This window comes from Methylibium sp. Root1272 (genome assembly GCF_001425905.1).
Taxonomy (GTDB): Bacteria; Pseudomonadota; Gammaproteobacteria; order Burkholderiales; family Burkholderiaceae_C; genus Methylibium.
In genome coordinates this window covers 120,096-135,506 of sequence record NZ_LMDY01000015.1, presented here as the reverse complement: position 1 = coordinate 135,506, position 15,411 = coordinate 120,096, and the positions used below count along the sequence as shown (strand labels likewise).

General features: G+C 70.1%; 16 protein-coding genes. 8 read left to right on the top strand and 8 right to left on the bottom strand.

Annotated features, from left to right (window positions below):
* The 8 genes from ASC67_RS14845 to ASC67_RS14810 are packed head-to-tail and all read left to right on the top strand — an operon-like array spanning position 1 to position 8,555.
* Positions 1–1,908, top strand: a complete 1,908-nt coding sequence (locus ASC67_RS14845) for a hypothetical protein (protein ID WP_056322604.1) — start codon at positions 1–3, stop codon at positions 1,906–1,908.
* A complete protein-coding gene (locus ASC67_RS14840; protein ID WP_056322601.1) occupies positions 1,892–4,717 on the top strand; it encodes a tetratricopeptide repeat protein in 2,826 nt (941 codons plus the stop codon). Before ASC67_RS14845 ends, ASC67_RS14840 begins: the two co-directional genes overlap by 17 nt.
* Positions 4,704–5,414, top strand: a complete 711-nt coding sequence (locus tag ASC67_RS14835; RefSeq protein WP_056322598.1) for a tetratricopeptide repeat protein — start codon at positions 4,704–4,706, stop codon at positions 5,412–5,414. The genes ASC67_RS14840 and ASC67_RS14835 overlap by 14 nt, the downstream gene beginning before the upstream one ends.
* Entirely contained in the window at positions 5,411–5,722 is a 312-nt protein-coding gene (locus ASC67_RS14830) for a hypothetical protein (RefSeq protein ID WP_056322594.1), read from the top strand. The genes ASC67_RS14835 and ASC67_RS14830 overlap by 4 nt, the downstream gene beginning before the upstream one ends.
* Positions 5,723–5,765: 43 nt before the next feature.
* The gene (locus ASC67_RS14825) at positions 5,766–6,419 is read left to right on the top strand and encodes a MotA/TolQ/ExbB proton channel family protein (protein WP_056322591.1); all 654 of its coding nucleotides are present in this window, start codon (positions 5,766–5,768) and stop codon (positions 6,417–6,419) included.
* A 6-nt stretch (positions 6,420–6,425) separates the two neighbouring features.
* Complete coding sequence (locus ASC67_RS14820) at positions 6,426–6,938, top strand: biopolymer transporter ExbD (RefSeq protein WP_056322588.1); 513 nt, start codon at positions 6,426–6,428, stop codon at positions 6,936–6,938.
* Positions 6,939–6,951: 13 nt separating this feature from the next.
* The gene (locus ASC67_RS14815) at positions 6,952–7,443 is read left to right on the top strand and encodes a biopolymer transporter ExbD (RefSeq protein ID WP_056322586.1); all 492 of its coding nucleotides are present in this window, start codon (positions 6,952–6,954) and stop codon (positions 7,441–7,443) included.
* Positions 7,440–8,555, top strand: a complete 1,116-nt coding sequence (locus ASC67_RS14810) for an AgmX/PglI C-terminal domain-containing protein (RefSeq protein WP_056322583.1) — start codon at positions 7,440–7,442, stop codon at positions 8,553–8,555. Before ASC67_RS14815 ends, ASC67_RS14810 begins: the two co-directional genes overlap by 4 nt.
* Before the next feature lie 350 nt (positions 8,556–8,905).
* On the opposite strand, the gene ASC67_RS14805 is transcribed toward ASC67_RS14810, so the two are convergent.
* The 8 genes from ASC67_RS14805 to ASC67_RS14770 all read right to left on the bottom strand — a co-directional run bounded on the left by ASC67_RS14805 (position 8,906) and on the right by ASC67_RS14770 (position 15,406).
* The gene (locus tag ASC67_RS14805; protein ID WP_056322580.1) at positions 8,906–9,337 is read right to left on the bottom strand and encodes a group 1 truncated hemoglobin; all 432 of its coding nucleotides are present in this window, start codon (positions 9,335–9,337) and stop codon (positions 8,906–8,908) included.
* A gap of 28 nt (positions 9,338–9,365) precedes the next feature.
* Complete coding sequence (locus tag ASC67_RS14800) at positions 9,366–10,307, bottom strand: DUF3034 family protein (RefSeq protein ID WP_056322577.1); 942 nt, start codon at positions 10,305–10,307, stop codon at positions 9,366–9,368.
* A 141-nt stretch (positions 10,308–10,448) separates the two neighbouring features.
* Positions 10,449–11,639, bottom strand: a complete 1,191-nt coding sequence (dinB, locus tag ASC67_RS14795) for a DNA polymerase IV (RefSeq protein ID WP_056322574.1) — start codon at positions 11,637–11,639, stop codon at positions 10,449–10,451.
* Positions 11,640–11,679: 40 nt separating this feature from the next.
* Positions 11,680–12,033, bottom strand: coding sequence for a TIGR01244 family sulfur transferase (locus ASC67_RS14790; protein ID WP_056322571.1), 354 nt, complete (start codon positions 12,031–12,033; stop codon positions 11,680–11,682).
* A gap of 40 nt (positions 12,034–12,073) precedes the next feature.
* Positions 12,074–12,526 carry a GatB/YqeY domain-containing protein gene (locus ASC67_RS14785; RefSeq protein ID WP_056322567.1) on the bottom strand — a complete coding sequence of 151 codons (453 nt, stop codon included), beginning with the start codon at positions 12,524–12,526 and terminating at the stop codon, positions 12,074–12,076.
* A gap of 83 nt (positions 12,527–12,609) precedes the next feature.
* Positions 12,610–12,822, bottom strand: a complete 213-nt coding sequence (gene rpsU, locus ASC67_RS14780) for a 30S ribosomal protein S21 (RefSeq protein WP_011828836.1) — start codon at positions 12,820–12,822, stop codon at positions 12,610–12,612.
* Between the two features lie 145 nt (positions 12,823–12,967).
* Positions 12,968–14,224 carry an NAD(P)/FAD-dependent oxidoreductase gene (locus ASC67_RS14775; RefSeq protein WP_056322564.1) on the bottom strand — a complete coding sequence of 419 codons (1,257 nt, stop codon included), beginning with the start codon at positions 14,222–14,224 and terminating at the stop codon, positions 12,968–12,970.
* A 69-nt stretch (positions 14,225–14,293) separates the two neighbouring features.
* Positions 14,294–15,406: a mechanosensitive ion channel family protein gene (locus tag ASC67_RS14770; protein WP_056322560.1), complete on the bottom strand. Its 1,113-nt coding sequence runs from the start codon at positions 15,404–15,406 to the stop codon at positions 14,294–14,296.
* Positions 15,407–15,411 lie beyond the last annotated feature (5 nt).

The following is a 15,411-nucleotide window of genomic DNA, read 5'->3' as shown; positions in this document are numbered from 1 at the left end:
ATGGGTTCGAGGTCCTTCCTGGCACGCGCAACGCGGCGGTTCGTCGCCGCGGCCACGCTCGCGGCGCTGCTGCCGGCGGGCAGCGCGCTGGCGGCCGAGCCGCTGCCGCCGCAACGGGTGGTCAAGGATCCCCACTACGGCGACACGCTGTTCCATTTTTTCCAGGACCACTATTTCACGTCGATCACCACGCTGATGACCTCGCAGCATTTCGACCGCGTGCCGGCGCACGCCGACGAGGCCGAGGTGCTGCGCGGCGGGCTGCTGCTGTCCTACGGGCTGCACCGCGAGGCCGGCCAGATCTTCGCGCAGTTGATCGAGAAGGGCGCGTCGCCGAAGGTACGCGATCGCGCCTGGTACTACCTGGCCAAGATCCGCTACCAGCGGGGCTTCCTCGCCGAGGCCGAGCAGGCCATCGATCGCGTCGAGAACCACCTCCCGCCGGAGCTGGAAGACGACCGCGGCCTGTTGAAGGCCAACCTGCTGATGGCACGCGGCGACCACGCCGGCGCCGCCACCGTGCTGAACGGCATGGCCAGGCGCCCTGGCGCCGGCCAGTACGCGCGCTTCAACCTCGGCGTGGCACTGGTGCGCAGTGGCGACACCGCGGGCGGCAGCGCGCTGCTCGACGAGATCGGTCGCGCGCCGCAGCCCAACGAGGAGTTCCGCACGCTGCGCGACAAGGCCAACGTGGCGCTCGGCTTCGCCGCGCTGCAGGACGAGCGTGCCGAGGCGGCGCGCGGCTACCTGGAGCGCGTGCGGCTGGAAAGCCTGCACGCGAACAAGGCGTTGCTCGGCTTCGGCTGGGCGGCTGCGGCGCTCAAGCAGCCGGCCAAGGCGCTGGTGCCGTGGACGGAGCTGGCGCAGCGCGACGACAGCGACTCGGCGGTGCTGGAAGGCCGCATCGCGCTGCCGTATGCCTATGCCGAACTGGGAGCGCTGGGTCAGGCACTGGAGCGCTACAACGAGGCGATCGTCGCCTACGACCGCGAAGGCGCACACCTGAACGAATCCATCGCGGCGATCCGCGCCGGCAAGCTGGTCGAGGGCTTGATCGACCGCAACCCGGGCGACGAGATGGGCTGGTTCTGGACTCTGCGCGAGCTCCCCGAGCTGCCGCACGCCGGGCACCTGGCGCAGGTGCTGGCAGAGCATGAATTCCAGGAGGCCTTCAAGAACTACCGCGACCTGCGCTTCCTGTCCAACAACCTGCAGCACTGGGCCGACAACCTCGGCGTGTTCGGCGACATGCTCGCCAACCGGCGCCAGGCGTTCGCGCAGCGGCTGACGCAGGTCCAGGCGAGTGCCAAGGCGAACGAGAGCGGCCTCGACGCAGTCCAGCGTCGCCGCGACACGCTGGCTGGCGATCTGGAGCGCGCAGAGTCCCAGGCGGACGGCGTGGCCTTCGCCGATGCACGGCAGCGCGAGCTGCAGGTCCGCATCGACGGCGTACGCGCTGCGCTGAAGGAGCAGGGCAGCGACCCGCAGTTCGCCACCGCGCCCGATCGGGTGCGGCTCGCCGCCGGCGCGTTGAGCTGGCAACTGGCTCAGGATTACCCGGCGCGCGTGTGGGAGGCGAAGAAGGCGCTGCAGACCATCGACAGCGAACTGGCCGAGGCGCGCCGCCGCGACACCGCGCTCGCCCAGGCGCAGCGCGACGAGCCCGCGCGGTTCGGCAAGTTCGATGGACGCATCGCCGAACTCGACCGGCGCATCCAGGTGCTGATCCCGCGCGTGGCCGCGCTGAGCCGGGAACAGCAGCAGGTGGTGCAGGACATCGCGGTGGCGGCGCTGACGCGCCAGCAGGAGCGCCTGACGGCCTACCTCACGCAGGCCCGCTTCGCGGTCGCCCAGTTGCACGACCGCGCCACCCTTGCGAAGGAGGCCGACCGTGCGCCCGCGCAGTAGTCGTTGCCTGCTGCTGCCCTTGCTGATCGCCGGCGGGCTGAGCGCCTGCGCCGGCAAGCGCCAGGGCACGCCCGACGACGAGCCGACGCTGCGCAGCCTGGCCGGCCGCGAGATCAGCGTGCAGAAGGACGCTGGCATCGCGGGCAGCGAAGAGCAGGCGATCGCCGCCTACCGCAAGTTCCTCGAGGTCGCGCCCGGTGCGCCGCAGCGCGCGGAAGCGATGCGCCGCTTGGGCGACCTGGAGATGGAGAGCGCCGACAAGCGCAGCGTCGAGGCCACCGCGACCAGCGGGCCGGACTACCGTGCCGCGATCGCCAGCTACCAGGGCTACCTGAAGGCCTACCCCAAGGACCCGGGCAACGACCGCGTGCTCTACCAGCTGGCGCGCGCCCAGGAGCAGGGCGGCGAGCTGGAAGTGGCGCTCAAGACCCTCGACCGGCTGGTGCAGGACTATCCACAGACCGCCTACCGGGACGAAGCCCATTTCCGCCGCGGCGAGCTGCTGTTCACGGTGCGCGACTACGCGAAGGCCGAGCAGGCCTACGGCACCGTGCTCGACGGCGACGAGGACGGCCCCTACCAGGGCCGTGCGCTGTACATGCAGGGCTGGTCGCGCTTCAAGCAGGGCCGGCTCGATGAGGCGCTGAGCCCGTTCTTCGGCGTGCTCGACCTCACGCTGGGCGAGCACGAAGGAGACGACGACCTCGCCAGCCTGGCCGACCTGAGCCGCGCCGACCGCGAACTCGTCGAGGACACCTTCCGTGTCGCCAGCCTGTGCCTGCAGAACCTGCAGGGCGCCGAATCGATCCCGGCCTACATCACCAGCGACGTGCGGCGCGGCTACGAGTTCCGCGTCTACCAGCAGCTCGGCGAGCTCTACATCAAGCAGGAGCGCACCAAGGACGCGGCCGACACCTTCGGTGCCTTCGCGCGTCGCCAGCCTCTGCATGCGCAGGCACCGGTGCTGCAGGCGCGCGTGATCGAGATCTACCAGCAGGCCGGCTTCGCGAACCTGGCGCTGGAGGCGAAGAAGGAATACGTGGCCCGCTACGGCGCGACCAGCGAGTTCCGCCGCGCCAACCCGCAGGGCTGGGAACGCGCGCAGCCGCTGGTCAAGACCCACCTGGCCGAGCTGGCGCGCCACTATCACGCGAGCGCGCAGAAGAGCAGGAGCACGGCCGACTACCAGGAGGCGGTGCGCTGGTACCGCAGCTGGCTGGAGTCGTTCCCGACCGATCCCGATGCGGCGGCCAACAACTTCCTGCTCGCCGAGCTGCTGTACGAGGACGCGCGCCACGCCGAGGCCGTGACCGAGTACGAGAAGACGGCCTACCAGTACCCGCCCCACGCGAAGAGCGCCGACGCCGGCTATGCGGCGCTGCTCGGCCATGCGCAGCTCGAGAAGAAGGCCGCGGCGGCCGAACGGCCGGCGCTGCAACGCGCGGCGGTGGCCAGTGCGCTGCAGTTCGCGAAGGCCTTCGACGGTGATCCGCGCGTGGGTCCCGTGCTGAGCAACGCCGCCGAAAAGCTCTATGCGCTGGGCGATGCCGAGCCTGCTGCCACGGTCGCTCAGCAGGTACTGGACCTGAAGCCGCCGGCCGCCGCGGAGCAGCGCCGGACCGCGTGGACCGTGCTGGCGCACACCGCCTTCGAGCAGGGCGCCTTCGACCGCGCGGAGCGCGGCTACGGCGAGGTGATCGCGCTGACACCGGAGAAGGCGGCCGGCCGTGGCGAGCTGGTCGAGCGCCAGGCCGCGTCGATCTACAAGCAGGGCGAGCAGGCCCGCGCCGCCGGGCAGTCGCGCGAGGCGGTCGACCATTTCACGCGGGTGGCCGCCGTCGCGCCGCAGTCGACCGTGCGGGCGACCGCGCAGTACGACGCCGCGGCCGCACTGATCGGTCTGAAGGACTGGGACGGCGCGGCCCGCGCGCTCGAGGACTTCCGCCAACGCTTCCCCACGCATCCGCTGCAGCCGGAGGTCGGTGGCAAGCTGGCGGTGGTCTATGTGGAACAGGGCCGCTGGGCCCAGGCGGCCGGCGAGTACGAGCGCCTGGCGGTTGCGGCCAAGTCGCCGGCCGCCGCGCGTTCTGCTCAGTGGCAGGCCGCCGAGCTGCACGAGAAGGCGGCCGAGAAGGGCGGTTCGCGCGCCGCGGCCGCGAAGGCCTACGAGGCCTACCTGAAACAGCACCCCGAGCCGCTGGAGCCGGCGATGGAGGCGCGCTACCGGCTCGCACGCATCGCCAAGGCGGACGGCAACGCGACGCGCGAGCTCGCGCTGATGCAGGACAACCTGCAGGCCGACCAGCGCGGCGGCAGCGCACGCACCGATCGCACCCGCTACCTCGGCGCCACCGCGGCGCTGGCGCTGGCCGAGCCGAGCCTGGACGCCTACCGCAAGGTGGCGCTGGTCGAGCCGCTGGCCAAGCAGCTCAAGCTGAAGAAGACCCGCATGGAAGAGGTGCTGAAGGCCTATGGCGTGGCTGCCAACTACGGTGTGGCCGACGTGACGACGGCGGCGACCTACCACACCGCTGCGCTCTACCAGGACTTCGGCAAGGCCTTGATGGCGTCGCAGCGGCCGAAGAAGCTGTCGAAGGCCGAGCTCGAGCAGTACAACGTGCTGCTCGAGGAGCAGGCCTTTCCGTTCGAGGAGAAGTCGGTCGAGCTGCACGAGGTGAACGCGCGCCGCGCCGCCGCCGGGCTCTACGACCCCTGGGTCCAGCGCAGCTTCGCGGCGCTGCGCGAGCTGCAACCGGTGCGCTACGGCAAGGCCGAACGCAGCGAGGGAGTGATCGATGCGATCCGCTGAAGAGCGCCGCTCGTCGTCTCTCACCGGCGTCGCCGGGCTCGTGCTGCTGCTGGGCGCGGTGCTGAGCGGTTGCGCCGCCATGCAGCAGCCCTTGAAGGCGCTGCAGCAGGCGGTGACGCCCGCAGCGTCAGAGCCAGCCGCCTCTGCGGCACCCGAGCCCGTGGCGGCACCGGTGGTCGCCGAAACGCCGGTGAGTCCCGCGGTGCAGCGTGCCTACGACGAGGCCCGCAAGGCGATGCGTGCCGGCCGGCCGGCGGATGCCGAGCGCGGGCTGCGTGCGATCGTGAAGTCCAACCCCGAGCTCGGTGGCCCGCATGCCAACCTGGGCCTGCTGCTGCGCCAGGCCGGCCGGCTGCCCGAGGCGGTGGCCGAGCTCGAGGCGGCGGTGCACGCCAACCCGCAGCAAGCGGTCTATTTCAACCAGCTCGGCATCGCCTACCGCCAGCAGGGCGAGTTCGCGAAGGCACGCGAGGCCTACGAGCGCGCCATCGATCTCGACGCCGCCTATGCGTCGCCACTGCTGAACCTGGGCATCCTGCATGACCTGTATCTCGGCGAGGGCTCTCGTGCCCTCGCGCTCTACGACCGCTACCTGGCGTTGTCGCCGGGCGGCGACGCGCAGGTCGCGAAGTGGGTCGCCGACCTGAAGAACCGCAAGCCGCCGCCGGTGGCGGTGAGCCGCAAGGAGCAGCCATGAGACCGTCGTCCTTTTGCGGCGCGCTCGCCGGTGTCGCCGTCGCTGCCTTGGTCGCCGCGCCGGGGGCGTGGGCGCAGGACCGTGCCGACATCGACCGCACGCAGATCATCGGCAACCGCGAGTTGCCGAAGGTGCTGTACATCGTGCCCTGGAAGAAGCCGTTGCCCGGCGATCTGTCGGGTCGACCGGCAGTGAGCGTGCTCGACGAGGCGCTCGCACCGATCGACCGCGACGTGTTCCGCCGCCAGCTCCAGTACGACGCGCAGTTGCAGCCCCGCCCTGCGGGGGCGGCGCCGGCCCGTCCTTGATCCGAGTCCCTCCCCCTTACCCAGTTCGTCACAGGAGAAGCCCATGAGCATCCTCGAGTTTGCCGTCAAGTTCTTTCAGGACAGCGGCGTCGCCATCTACTTCAGCATTGCGATCATGGCCATCGGCCTGTCGATCGCGATCGAGCGCTACATCTTCCTGAACCGCGCGCGCAGCCAGAACCGCAAGCTGTGGGCGCAGGTGCTGCCGCTGCTGCAGAACGGCCGCTTCAAGGAAGTGCAGGGCGTCACCGAGAAATCGGACGCCGCGATCGGCAAGATCGTCGCCAATGGTCTGCAGCGCATGCAGAGCCCGGGCCGCCGCGAGGACATCGACGCGGCGATGGAGGAAGGCATGATGGAGATCGTGCCGCGCCTGGAGAAGCGCACGCACTACATCGCGACCTTCGCCAATGTGATCACGCTGGTGGGCCTGCTGGGCACCATCATCGGCCTGATCAAGGGCTTCACCGCGGTGGCCGCGGTGAACCCGGCCGAGAAGGCCGAGCTGCTGTCGGCGTCGATCTCGATCGCGATGAACAACACCGCCTTCGCGCTGTCGGTGGCCATTCCCTTCCTGCTGATCCATGCCTTCCTGCAGGCCCGCACCAGCGAGATCGTCGACGGCCTGGAGGCCGCGAAGATCAGCTTCCTGAACCTGGTGCAGCGCATCAAGGCCGAATCGGCTCCGGCGAGGTAACCCACCATGCGTGTCCGACGCCTGCGCAAGAACGTGGCCCAGCTCGAGGTCACGGCGTTCATCAACGTCATCGTCGTGCTGGTGCCTTTCCTGCTCTCGACCGCGGTGTTCACGCGGCTGTCGGTGCTCGAACTGACGCTGCCAGCGCCGTCGTCCGGCGTCGAGCAGCTCAAGGTCGACGACCTGAAGCTCGAGGTGGTGATCCGCCCCGACGCACTGGACGTGGGCGACCGCATCGGCGGGCTGATCCAGCGCATCCCCATGGCCACCGCCGGGCATCACGACCTCGCCGCGCTGTCGCTGCTGATGCAGCAGGTCAAGCTCAAGTTCCCGGACACCACGACCGCCACCGTGCTGGCCCAGCCCGACACGCCTTACGAACTGCTGGTGCAGGTGATGGACACGATGCGCGAGGCGCCGACGGCAGCTTCCGCACAGGCCAACGCGGTGGCGCCTGCGGCGGCGCTGTTCCCCGACATCTCGATCGGCGACGCTCCGATCAGCGTCGCCAGGAAATAGGGAGAGGTCGACGATGAAGCTCACCCCGCTTCAGAAGCGCGCCGAACGCAAGGCGCGCAACAACCACGGTCTGGACATGAACCTCGTGGCCCTGATCGACATCTTCACGATCCTGATCTTCTTCCTGATGTCGAGCACCGGCGTGGAGGTGCTGAGCACCAGCCGCGCGGTCAAGCTGCCCGAGTCGACCGCCGAGAAGACACCGCGCGAGACCATCGTCGTAACCGTCAGCGGCACGGAGATCCTCGTCGATGGGCGCAAGGTCGCCACGGTCGGCGAGGCCATGGCGGGCGAGGACGACCTGATCGCGCCGCTGAAGGCCGAGCTGGACCTGCAGGCCAGCCGCCCGGTGCTGCGCAAGGAGAACGAGGCGCAAGGCAAGGCCGTGACGATCATGGGCGACAAGGACATCCCCTACCGTCTGCTGCGCAAGGTGATGTACACCGCCGCGCGTGCCAACTTCAGCGACGTGGCGTTCGCGGTCACCCGGAAGGCGACGACATGAGTGCCGCCGCCGCTTCGATCTCGTTCCGCGCGCCGCTGCTGCCCTGGGCGGTGGCGCTGGAGGACGAGGCGCGCTTCCGCCGCATCCTGCGTGTCGTGCTGGTCGCCTGCGTGCTGCTGTGCCTGGCGCTGCTGCTGATGCCGCGGCCGGTCGAGGATCGCGCTGCGCCGGTGGAACTGCCGCCGCGCCTGGCCAAGCTGGTGCTGGAACAGAAGCCGGTGCCCCCGCCGCCACCCCCGACGTCGGCAAAGGCAGCGGCCCTGCCGCCGCAGGCCGACCCGAAGCCGATCGGCTCGACCAGCAAACCGCCGAGCCGGGATCCCGAGACCGTGCGCCGTCCGGTGCCGGAGGCGCGCCAGCCGGTGGCCGGCAAGCCGCCGGGTGAGGTGGCCGAGGCCGCGCGCCGCAAGGCCGCCGGCGTGGGCCTGCTGGCGATGGCCGATCAACTGGCCGAGATCCGTGGTGCGCCGGTCGCGGTGCAGTTGCAGAAGGACATCAAGCAGGGGCCGGGCGTCGGCACCGGCAAGGGCGTGGGCGTCGGTGCCGGCACCGAGGCCGGCACGCCCGCGCGCGCGCTGATCACGTCGAACGCCGGCCAGGGCAGTGGTGGCATCAACACCGCGGCCTACAGCCGCGACACCGGAGGCGGCGGTCTTGCCGGCCGCGCGACCACGCTGGTGGAGGGCGTGGCCGGCGGTGGCGGTGGCGGCGGCCCGGGCGGTGGCGGGGTGGCCGGCAAAGGTGGCGGCAGCGGTGGTGGGGGAGGTGGCGGCGGCGGGGCAGGGGCCGGCGGCACGCTCACCAAGAGCGGCAGCGGCAAGGCCTCTCGCTCGATCGAGGAGATCAAGCTCGTGTTTGAGCGCAACAAGGGCGCGATCTATGCGCTCTACAACCGCGCGCTGCGCGAGGATCCGTCGCTGCAGGGCAAGGTGGTGCTCGAACTGAAGATCGCGCCGGCCGGCGACGTGGTGGGCGTGCGCATCGTGTCGAGCGAACTGCATGCGACCGAGCTGGAAGGCAAGCTGCTGGCCCGCGTGAGGCAGTTCGACTTCGGCGCGAAGGACGTGGAGCAGATGGTGGTGTCCTGGCCGGTGGATTTCCTGCCGTCCTGATCTCGTTGCTTCGTGCGGAGGGCTGTCTGTTGAGCGGTGGAGAGGGCGCCGCGCCGGGCCGCTGTGTTGCGCTCGTGTCCCCCGCGGTCCGCCCTGTGGGCCGACCGCTCCTCCTCTACCTCGCTCCACACAGCGGCCCGTCACGGCGCTTCGATACACCGCGGACGGCAGGGGTCCAAAGACCTTCGCATGCCACGATGGTTCGTGCGACCAGGGCGTTGGGTGAGCGGCGAAGTGAGGTCGAGGAGGAGGGCCGGGCGTGAGCCCGGCACGGCGGACACGAACGCAGCCGTTCACCCGGCGCCCTGGTCAGCAGCGCGCAGTCAACGCACGCGGAAGTAGATCGAACTTCAGCGCGTGTTGACGATGTCGCGGTGCATCGGCGCCAGCCGCGCGAGCAGCCGGTTCTGCACGGTGAAGGGGATGCCCTGCTGGTCCATCGACTGCTGAAGCACCTCGACCAGCGCATTGAAGTCGGACTTGCGGATCTTCATCTCGGCGTGGGAGTTCTTCATGGTCTCGCCTTCGTAGATGCAGGAGCCGCCCGACACCACGCAGAACTGGTCGACGAGTTGCTTCTTCAGTTCCGACAGCTTGGTTTCCTTGAAGAACTCAGCGATGCGCGGATCGGCCGTGAGCCGCGGCACGAAATCGTCCATCAGCTTCGTCAGGCCGGGCGTGCCGCCGAGAGCCTGGTAGAGCGCATCGTCGGGCGGCGTGGATTGTGCGGAGGCGGTGAGTGCGCCCAGCGCGCAGCTCAGGGTGATCAGGAGACGCTTCATGGTGTGGCTCGCGAAATCGTGAAGGGCGTCAGAACGCCACCTGGGCCGAAACGTAGACGCCACTCTGGCGCCGGTCGACGACGGCAGGAACGATCTTGCCGAGATCGACCCAGGCCAGCGTCAGCGACAGGTTCTTGCCCGGAGCCCAGGCGATGAAAAGATCCTTCCAGTCGTCTTCCTTCAGGCCTTCGCCGAGCAGCGAAGGGTTCAGGTTGTCCGGCTTGAAGCGGTACTCGGCGCCGATCGCCAGATCGCGGCGCAGCAGCCAGGCGACGGAGAACTCGGGCAGCAGCTTGTAGCGGTCGTGCGCCGTGCCGCCGAAGCCGAGCAGGCCGTTCTGGTTGGCCTTGGTGGCCCGCAGCGTCGCGTTGAGCAGCACGCCCTGCGCCAGCAGGAGCTTGGTGGCGCTGAAGTAGACGTCGGTGCCGCGGTCGTTCGCGCCCAGGGCCTGGAGCGTCGGCGCCAGGCCGCCGGCGTCGAGCCGCTTGTGCTCCAGACCGACGGCGATCTGCGGCATCCAGGTGTCGCTGTCCAGCACGGCATCGCCGGCGATCCTGAGCTTCACCGCGAAGATGTCCTGTTTCAGCCGCAGGCCGGGCAAGCCGAGCGCGGTGCCGGTGCGTCCGGTGTCGAAGTCCTGGCGGGCCAGCGACAGCTCGATGCGCTCGTCGAAGCTGGCGGCGACGCCGTAGCCGGTGAGCCCGTAGTCCTGCGTCCTCAGGCGGGTCAGGTAGGCGCTCGCGCCGAACTGGCCGACGCTGGCATAGCTGCCGGTCAATGCCCAGGGCGTCAGACCGCCGCCGGCCGCGCCGTCGATGCTGCTGACGCCACCGGTCAACAGCAGTTTGCCTTCGCGCGAACGGCCTTCGGCCGACGCGGTGGTCGATGCCGCCAGAAGCATGAGGACGGACAGGGCGATGCCGACCGATGAGGTCACGTGTCGCCCGCGGCGCACGACTTTGAATGACATGGAGGCTCCAACCACCGACGAAAGAGGCCACAGTGCCGTGGGAGTTCGTGATGTCCTGGGCACTGCGGAGTCGAGGACATCATTCCATCGCCCCGGGCTGCAAGTTGCGCGCCTGACAGGCTGCGGCATGTCAGCAGCACCTCAGTCGTCGAACAGCGATCGCGTGTGCGGTAGCGCAAGCGGCTGCGATGTTGCCGACGTGACACGATCGCTCGTGCGCGACAGCGAGCCCACGCGCACGCCCAGCAGCCTCAGCCGCCGCTCGAGCGGTGCGCGCTTGAGGCATTCGCCGGCCGCGCGACGGATCGCCGCGAGGTCGTCCACCGGGGCCGGCAGCGTCAGGTCGCGTGTCACCGTCTTGAAGTCGTCGTAGCGCAGTTTCAGCCCGATGGTCTTGCCGACATAGCCCTTGCGCTGCAGGTCGTCGGCCACCTGCTCGCACAGCCGCGTGAAGATGGCCGACAACTCTGCGCGGTCGCTGCGCGGGTGCAGGTCGCGGTCGAAGGTGGTCTCGCGGCTCAGGCTGACCGGCTCGCTGTGCGTTACCACGGGCCGTTCGTCGCGGCCGTGGGCGGCGGCGTGCAGCCAGGTGCCGTAGTGCTGGCCGAAGTTGTCCAGCAGCCAGGCCGGGTCGGCGGCAGCCAGCTCGCCGATCGTGCGGATGCCCAGCGCCTCGAGCTTCGCCGAGGCCTTGGGGCCGATGCCGTTGATGCGCCGGGCCGGCAGCGGCCAGATGCGCGCCTCGATGTCGGCTTCACGCAGGATGGTCAGGCCGTCGGGCTTGTCGAGCTCGGAGGCGAGTTTGCTCAGCAGCTTGTTCGGCGTCACGCCGATCGAGCAGCTGAGCCCGGTGCGTTCGAGCACGCGGGCCTTGATGGCACGCGCCAGCGCCACGCCGCGGTCGGCTGCAACGCCAGGCTGGGCGGAGAGATCGATGTAGATCTCGTCGACGCCGCGGTCCTCGATCAGCGGCGGGGTGTCGCCGACGACCTCGGCCACCGCCGCCTTGAAGAGCCTCGAGTAGCGCCGGTACTCGTCGAAGTCGACCGGCAGCAGCACCGCGTCGGGCGCCAGTGCCGCCGCCTTCATCAGGCCCATGCCGGAGTTCACGCCGTAGGTGCGCGCGGCATAGGTGGCGGTGGTGACGACACCGCGGCCGGCGTAGTGGCGCAGCGTCGCGTAGCGGCGGCTGCCGTCGGCCAGCGTCTGCGGCTCGTGCCGCCGGCCGCCACCGATGACGACCGGTTGGCCGATCAGTTCCGGGTAACGCAGCAACTCGACCGACGCGTAGAACGCGTCCATGTCGAGATGGGCGATGTAGCGTTCGGGCATGCGCCGAGCCGCCGGCCGAAGGCGGCGCTGGCCGGTGGGCTCAGCGCTGTTGGCGGTGTTCTAGCGACAACGCGTACAGCCGGCCGCTGCGGGCACCGCTGCGGCAGAACGCCAGCACCGGTTTGGGCAGGCGTTCCATCAGCTCGGCCATCGCCTGCACCTGCTCGGGCGTCTGGAAGCCGCCGGCGACCGGGAGAAATGCGTACTCGAGGCCGGCGGCGCGCGCGGCGGCCTCGATCGCGGCGTTGCTCGGCTGGTCCGGCCCGCCTTCGAAGTCGGGGCGGTTGTTGACGACGCTGCGGAAGCCGGCGGCGGCGGCGGCGGCCATCGCGTCGGGCGTCAGCTGGGGTGCCGTGGCGATCTCGGCATTCAGGCGGGTGGCGGGCAGATCCATCAGTAGGTCCTCGTCGTGCAGGCGGCGTACCGGAGCGAGCTTACTTCGACAGCGCCTGCTTCACCGCCGCCGACACCAACCCCATGTCGGCCTTGCCGGCCAGCCGGGTCTTGACCGCACCCATCACCTTGCCCATGTCGCCCGGGCCACTGGCGCCGAGTTCGGCGACGATCGCGGCCACCTCGGCGGCCACCTGCTCGACGCTCAGGCGCGCGGGCAGGTAGGCCTCCAGCACGGCCAGTTCAGCGGTCTCCTTGTCGGCCAGATCGGTGCGGCCGGCGGCGCTGAACTGGCTGATCGAGTCCTTGCGCTGCTTGATCAGCTTGTCGACGATCGCGATCACCATGGCGTCGTCGAGCACGATGCGCTCGTCGACCTCCTTCTGCTTCAGCGCGGCCAGCAGCAGGCGGATGGTGCCGAGGCGCGGTGCGTCCTTGGCGCGCATCGCGGTCTTCATGTCTTCGGTGATGCGGTCTTTGATCGGGCTCGTCATGAGGCTCTCTCCGGTCTCCAGAAACGATCAAGCCCGCTTGGGCGTCCCCGCGCGGGCTTGATGTGGTGCTGACTGAGGGGCGGTCAGTACAGCTTCTTGGGCAGCTGCATGCTGCGCACGCGCTTGAAGTGGCGCTTCACGGCCGCTGCCTTCTTGCGCTTGCGCTCGGCGGTGGGCTTTTCGTAGAACTCGCGGGCCCGCAGGTCCGTCAGCAGGCCGATCTTCTCGATCGTGCGCTTGAAACGACGCAGAGCCACATCGAAGGGCTCGTTTTCTTTGACGCGAACGGTGGTCATGAAACGGTGGATCCTTGAATTTGCGCACCGGGTTCCGGGGAATCTTTCCGGATGATTCGGGCCGGGTTCGGCGCGCGGTTTGCCAGCAAAGACGAAGATTATAGACCGGCGCCGCAAACCGGCGCAATGTGGGCTGTACCGGGCGTCAAGGGCGCAGAACGGTCGCCTCCGGGGCACCGGTGGTGGTCGTGGCCTCGGCACAGGCCTGCGCACAGGCATGCCCGCTGGCCCAGGCCCATTGGAAGTTGTAGCCGCCGAGCCAGCCGGTCACATCGACCACCTCGCCGATGAAGTACAGGCCGGGCACGCGCCGGCTTTCCATCGTCTGCGAGCTGAGTTCTCGCGTGTCCACGCCGCCGGCGGTGACCTCGGCCTTGCGGAAGCCCTCGGTGCCGGCTGGCGTCAGCGTCCAGCGCTGCAGCGAGGCGGCCAGGGCGGCCAGGTCCTTGTCCTTGACCTCGGGCAGCGGCCGCGCTGCCAGGCCGCTGAGCGGTGCGCACCAGGCCTCGGCCAGACGGGCCGGCAGCCGGGTCGCCAGCTCGTTGCCGAGCTGGCGCTTCGACACCGTCTTGGCCTCGCGCAGCGCGGCGGCCAGATTCTGCCCGGGCGCCAGGTCCAGCGCGATCGGCGTACCGGGCTGCCAGTAGCTCGAGATCTGCAGCACCGCCGGGCCGCTGAGACCGCGGTGCGTGAACAGCAGGTCCTCGAGGAAACGGCCGGCGGCGGGGCCCTGGCCGGTGCTCACCGCCACCTCGAGCGACAGGCCGGCCAGCGCCGCGAACGGCGCCCAGGTTGCGGCATCGAAGCTCAGCGGCACCAGCGCAGGCCGGGGCTCGACGACGCGGTGGCCGAACTGCCGCGCCAGCCGGTAGCCGAAATCGCTGGCGCCGATCTTCGGGATCGAGAGCCCCCCGGTGGCGACTACCACGCGCGTTGCGCGCACGCTGCCGCGATCGGTGTCGAGCTCGAAGCCGCGGCCGGCCGCCTGCCTCACCGCACCAACGCGACAGGGCTGCCAGCGCGTCACGCCGCCGGCCTCGCACTCGCGCAGCAGCAGCGCGATGAGGTCTTCGCTGGATTCGTCGCAGAACAGCTGGCCCTTGTGCTTCTCGTGCCAGGGGATGCGGTGGCGCTGCACCAGCGCGATGAAGTCGCGCGGCGTGTAGCGCGCCAGGGCCGAGCGGCAGAACGCCGGATTGCCCGACAGGAAGTTCGCCGGCCCGGTCTCGCGGTTGGTGAAGTTGCAGCGCCCGCCGCCGGAGATGCGGATCTTCTCGGCCACCTTCTCCGCGTGATCGACCAGCAGCACACGCAGGCCGCGCTGGCCGGCAATGCCGGCGCAGAAGAGGCCGGCCGCTCCCGCGCCGATCACCACGACATCGAAGGAGGAGGCGCCCTGCATCGGCGTGATTATCGCGGTACCTGCCAGGCGTCCCATGCGTCGCTGCCCACCCGACGCGCGCTCACGATCTCAGCCGACCATCGCGGGCGGACCACCGCCCGGCGGATCGTCGGCGACGGGAGCGCCAGTCATCCGCGCATCCGCACGCAGCCGCGGCAGGTACTGCGGGTACTCGCGCTGGATGAAGTCCACCAGGTACTCGCGCACATGGCAGCGCAGGTCCCAGCCGGCCGGTGCCGAGGCCGAAGTCACCAGGCAGCGCAGTTGCATCGCGTGCTCGCCGGCCTCGGTGACCTGCAGCAGCGCGAAGCGGCCGTCCCAGTGCTCGGTCGATTCGCAGGCGCGCTGCAGCGCTGCGCGCAGCGGCGCCAGCGGCATGCGGTAGTCGACCCACAGGAACACGGTGCCGATCAACTCCGAGGTCTTGCGGGTCCAGTTCTGGAACGGCTTCTCGATCCAGTACTGCAGTGGCACCACCAGGCGCCGCTGGTCCCAGATGCGCACGACGACGTAGGTGCCGGTTATCTCCTCGATCACGCCCCATTCGCCCTCGACGATCACCACGTCGTCGATGCGGATCGGCTGGCTCAGCCCGATCTGCAGCCCGGCGATCAGGTTGCCCAGCACCGGCCGCGCCGCGAAGCCGGCGACGATGCCCACCACGCCGGCCGAGGCCAGCAGGCTGGTACCGATCTGGCGCACCGCCGGAAAGGTCATCAGCATCAGCGACGCGCCGATCAGCACCACCAGGCCGGCCACAGTGCGCGACAGCACGCGGGTCTGGGTATGGATGCGGCGCGCCTCCAGGTTGTCGGCCACCGTCACCGGATGGGCCGCGATCACCGCCTTGGCGAGGCCGTTGACGGCGCGCACCAGCAGCCAGGTGAGCGCGGCGATCAACAGCAGGCCGGTCAGCCGCTGCACCGAGGCCAGGCCGGCCAACGTGTCGGGGGCTGCCTCGTGCCACACCAGGTTCAGCGCCAGCAGCGGCAGCGCCCAGCGCGCCGGGCTGCGCACCGCCTGCGCCACGGCCGAAGCCAGCGGCGTGCTGCGGGTGGCGCGCCGCACCACGCGCTCGCCGACGTGGAACACGAGTTCGGCGAGCAGCATGGCCGCCGCCGCGATGCCCAGCGCGGGCAGCCAGTCGGCGATCGCCGGGGGGAGCCAGTTCGGAAAGTTCATCCCTG

What these genes read in the sequence shown, in the direction of transcription:
- ASC67_RS14800 (WP_056322577.1), bottom strand. Translation starts at nt 10,307, where the DNA reads ATGTCATTCAAAGTCGTGCGCCGCGGGCGACACGTGACCTCATCGGTC.
- ASC67_RS14820 (WP_056322588.1), top strand. Translation starts at nt 6,426, where the DNA reads ATGCGTGTCCGACGCCTGCGCAAGAACGTGGCCCAGCTCGAGGTCACG.
- ASC67_RS14845 (WP_056322604.1), top strand. Translation starts at nt 1, where the DNA reads ATGGGTTCGAGGTCCTTCCTGGCACGCGCAACGCGGCGGTTCGTCGCC.
- ASC67_RS14770 (WP_056322560.1), bottom strand. Translation starts at nt 15,406, where the DNA reads ATGAACTTTCCGAACTGGCTCCCCCCGGCGATCGCCGACTGGCTGCCC.
- ASC67_RS14830 (WP_056322594.1), top strand. Translation starts at nt 5,411, where the DNA reads ATGAGACCGTCGTCCTTTTGCGGCGCGCTCGCCGGTGTCGCCGTCGCT.
- rpsU (WP_011828836.1), bottom strand. Translation starts at nt 12,822, where the DNA reads ATGACCACCGTTCGCGTCAAAGAAAACGAGCCCTTCGATGTGGCTCTG.
- ASC67_RS14815 (WP_056322586.1), top strand. Translation starts at nt 6,952, where the DNA reads ATGAAGCTCACCCCGCTTCAGAAGCGCGCCGAACGCAAGGCGCGCAAC.
- dinB (WP_056322574.1), bottom strand. Translation starts at nt 11,639, where the DNA reads ATGCCCGAACGCTACATCGCCCATCTCGACATGGACGCGTTCTACGCG.
- ASC67_RS14775 (WP_056322564.1), bottom strand. Translation starts at nt 14,224, where the DNA reads ATGCAGGGCGCCTCCTCCTTCGATGTCGTGGTGATCGGCGCGGGAGCG.
- ASC67_RS14790 (WP_056322571.1), bottom strand. Translation starts at nt 12,033, where the DNA reads ATGGATCTGCCCGCCACCCGCCTGAATGCCGAGATCGCCACGGCACCC.
- ASC67_RS14810 (WP_056322583.1), top strand. Translation starts at nt 7,440, where the DNA reads ATGAGTGCCGCCGCCGCTTCGATCTCGTTCCGCGCGCCGCTGCTGCCC.
- ASC67_RS14835 (WP_056322598.1), top strand. Translation starts at nt 4,704, where the DNA reads ATGCGATCCGCTGAAGAGCGCCGCTCGTCGTCTCTCACCGGCGTCGCC.
- ASC67_RS14785 (WP_056322567.1), bottom strand. Translation starts at nt 12,526, where the DNA reads ATGACGAGCCCGATCAAAGACCGCATCACCGAAGACATGAAGACCGCG.
- ASC67_RS14805 (WP_056322580.1), bottom strand. Translation starts at nt 9,337, where the DNA reads ATGAAGCGTCTCCTGATCACCCTGAGCTGCGCGCTGGGCGCACTCACC.
- ASC67_RS14825 (WP_056322591.1), top strand. Translation starts at nt 5,766, where the DNA reads ATGAGCATCCTCGAGTTTGCCGTCAAGTTCTTTCAGGACAGCGGCGTC.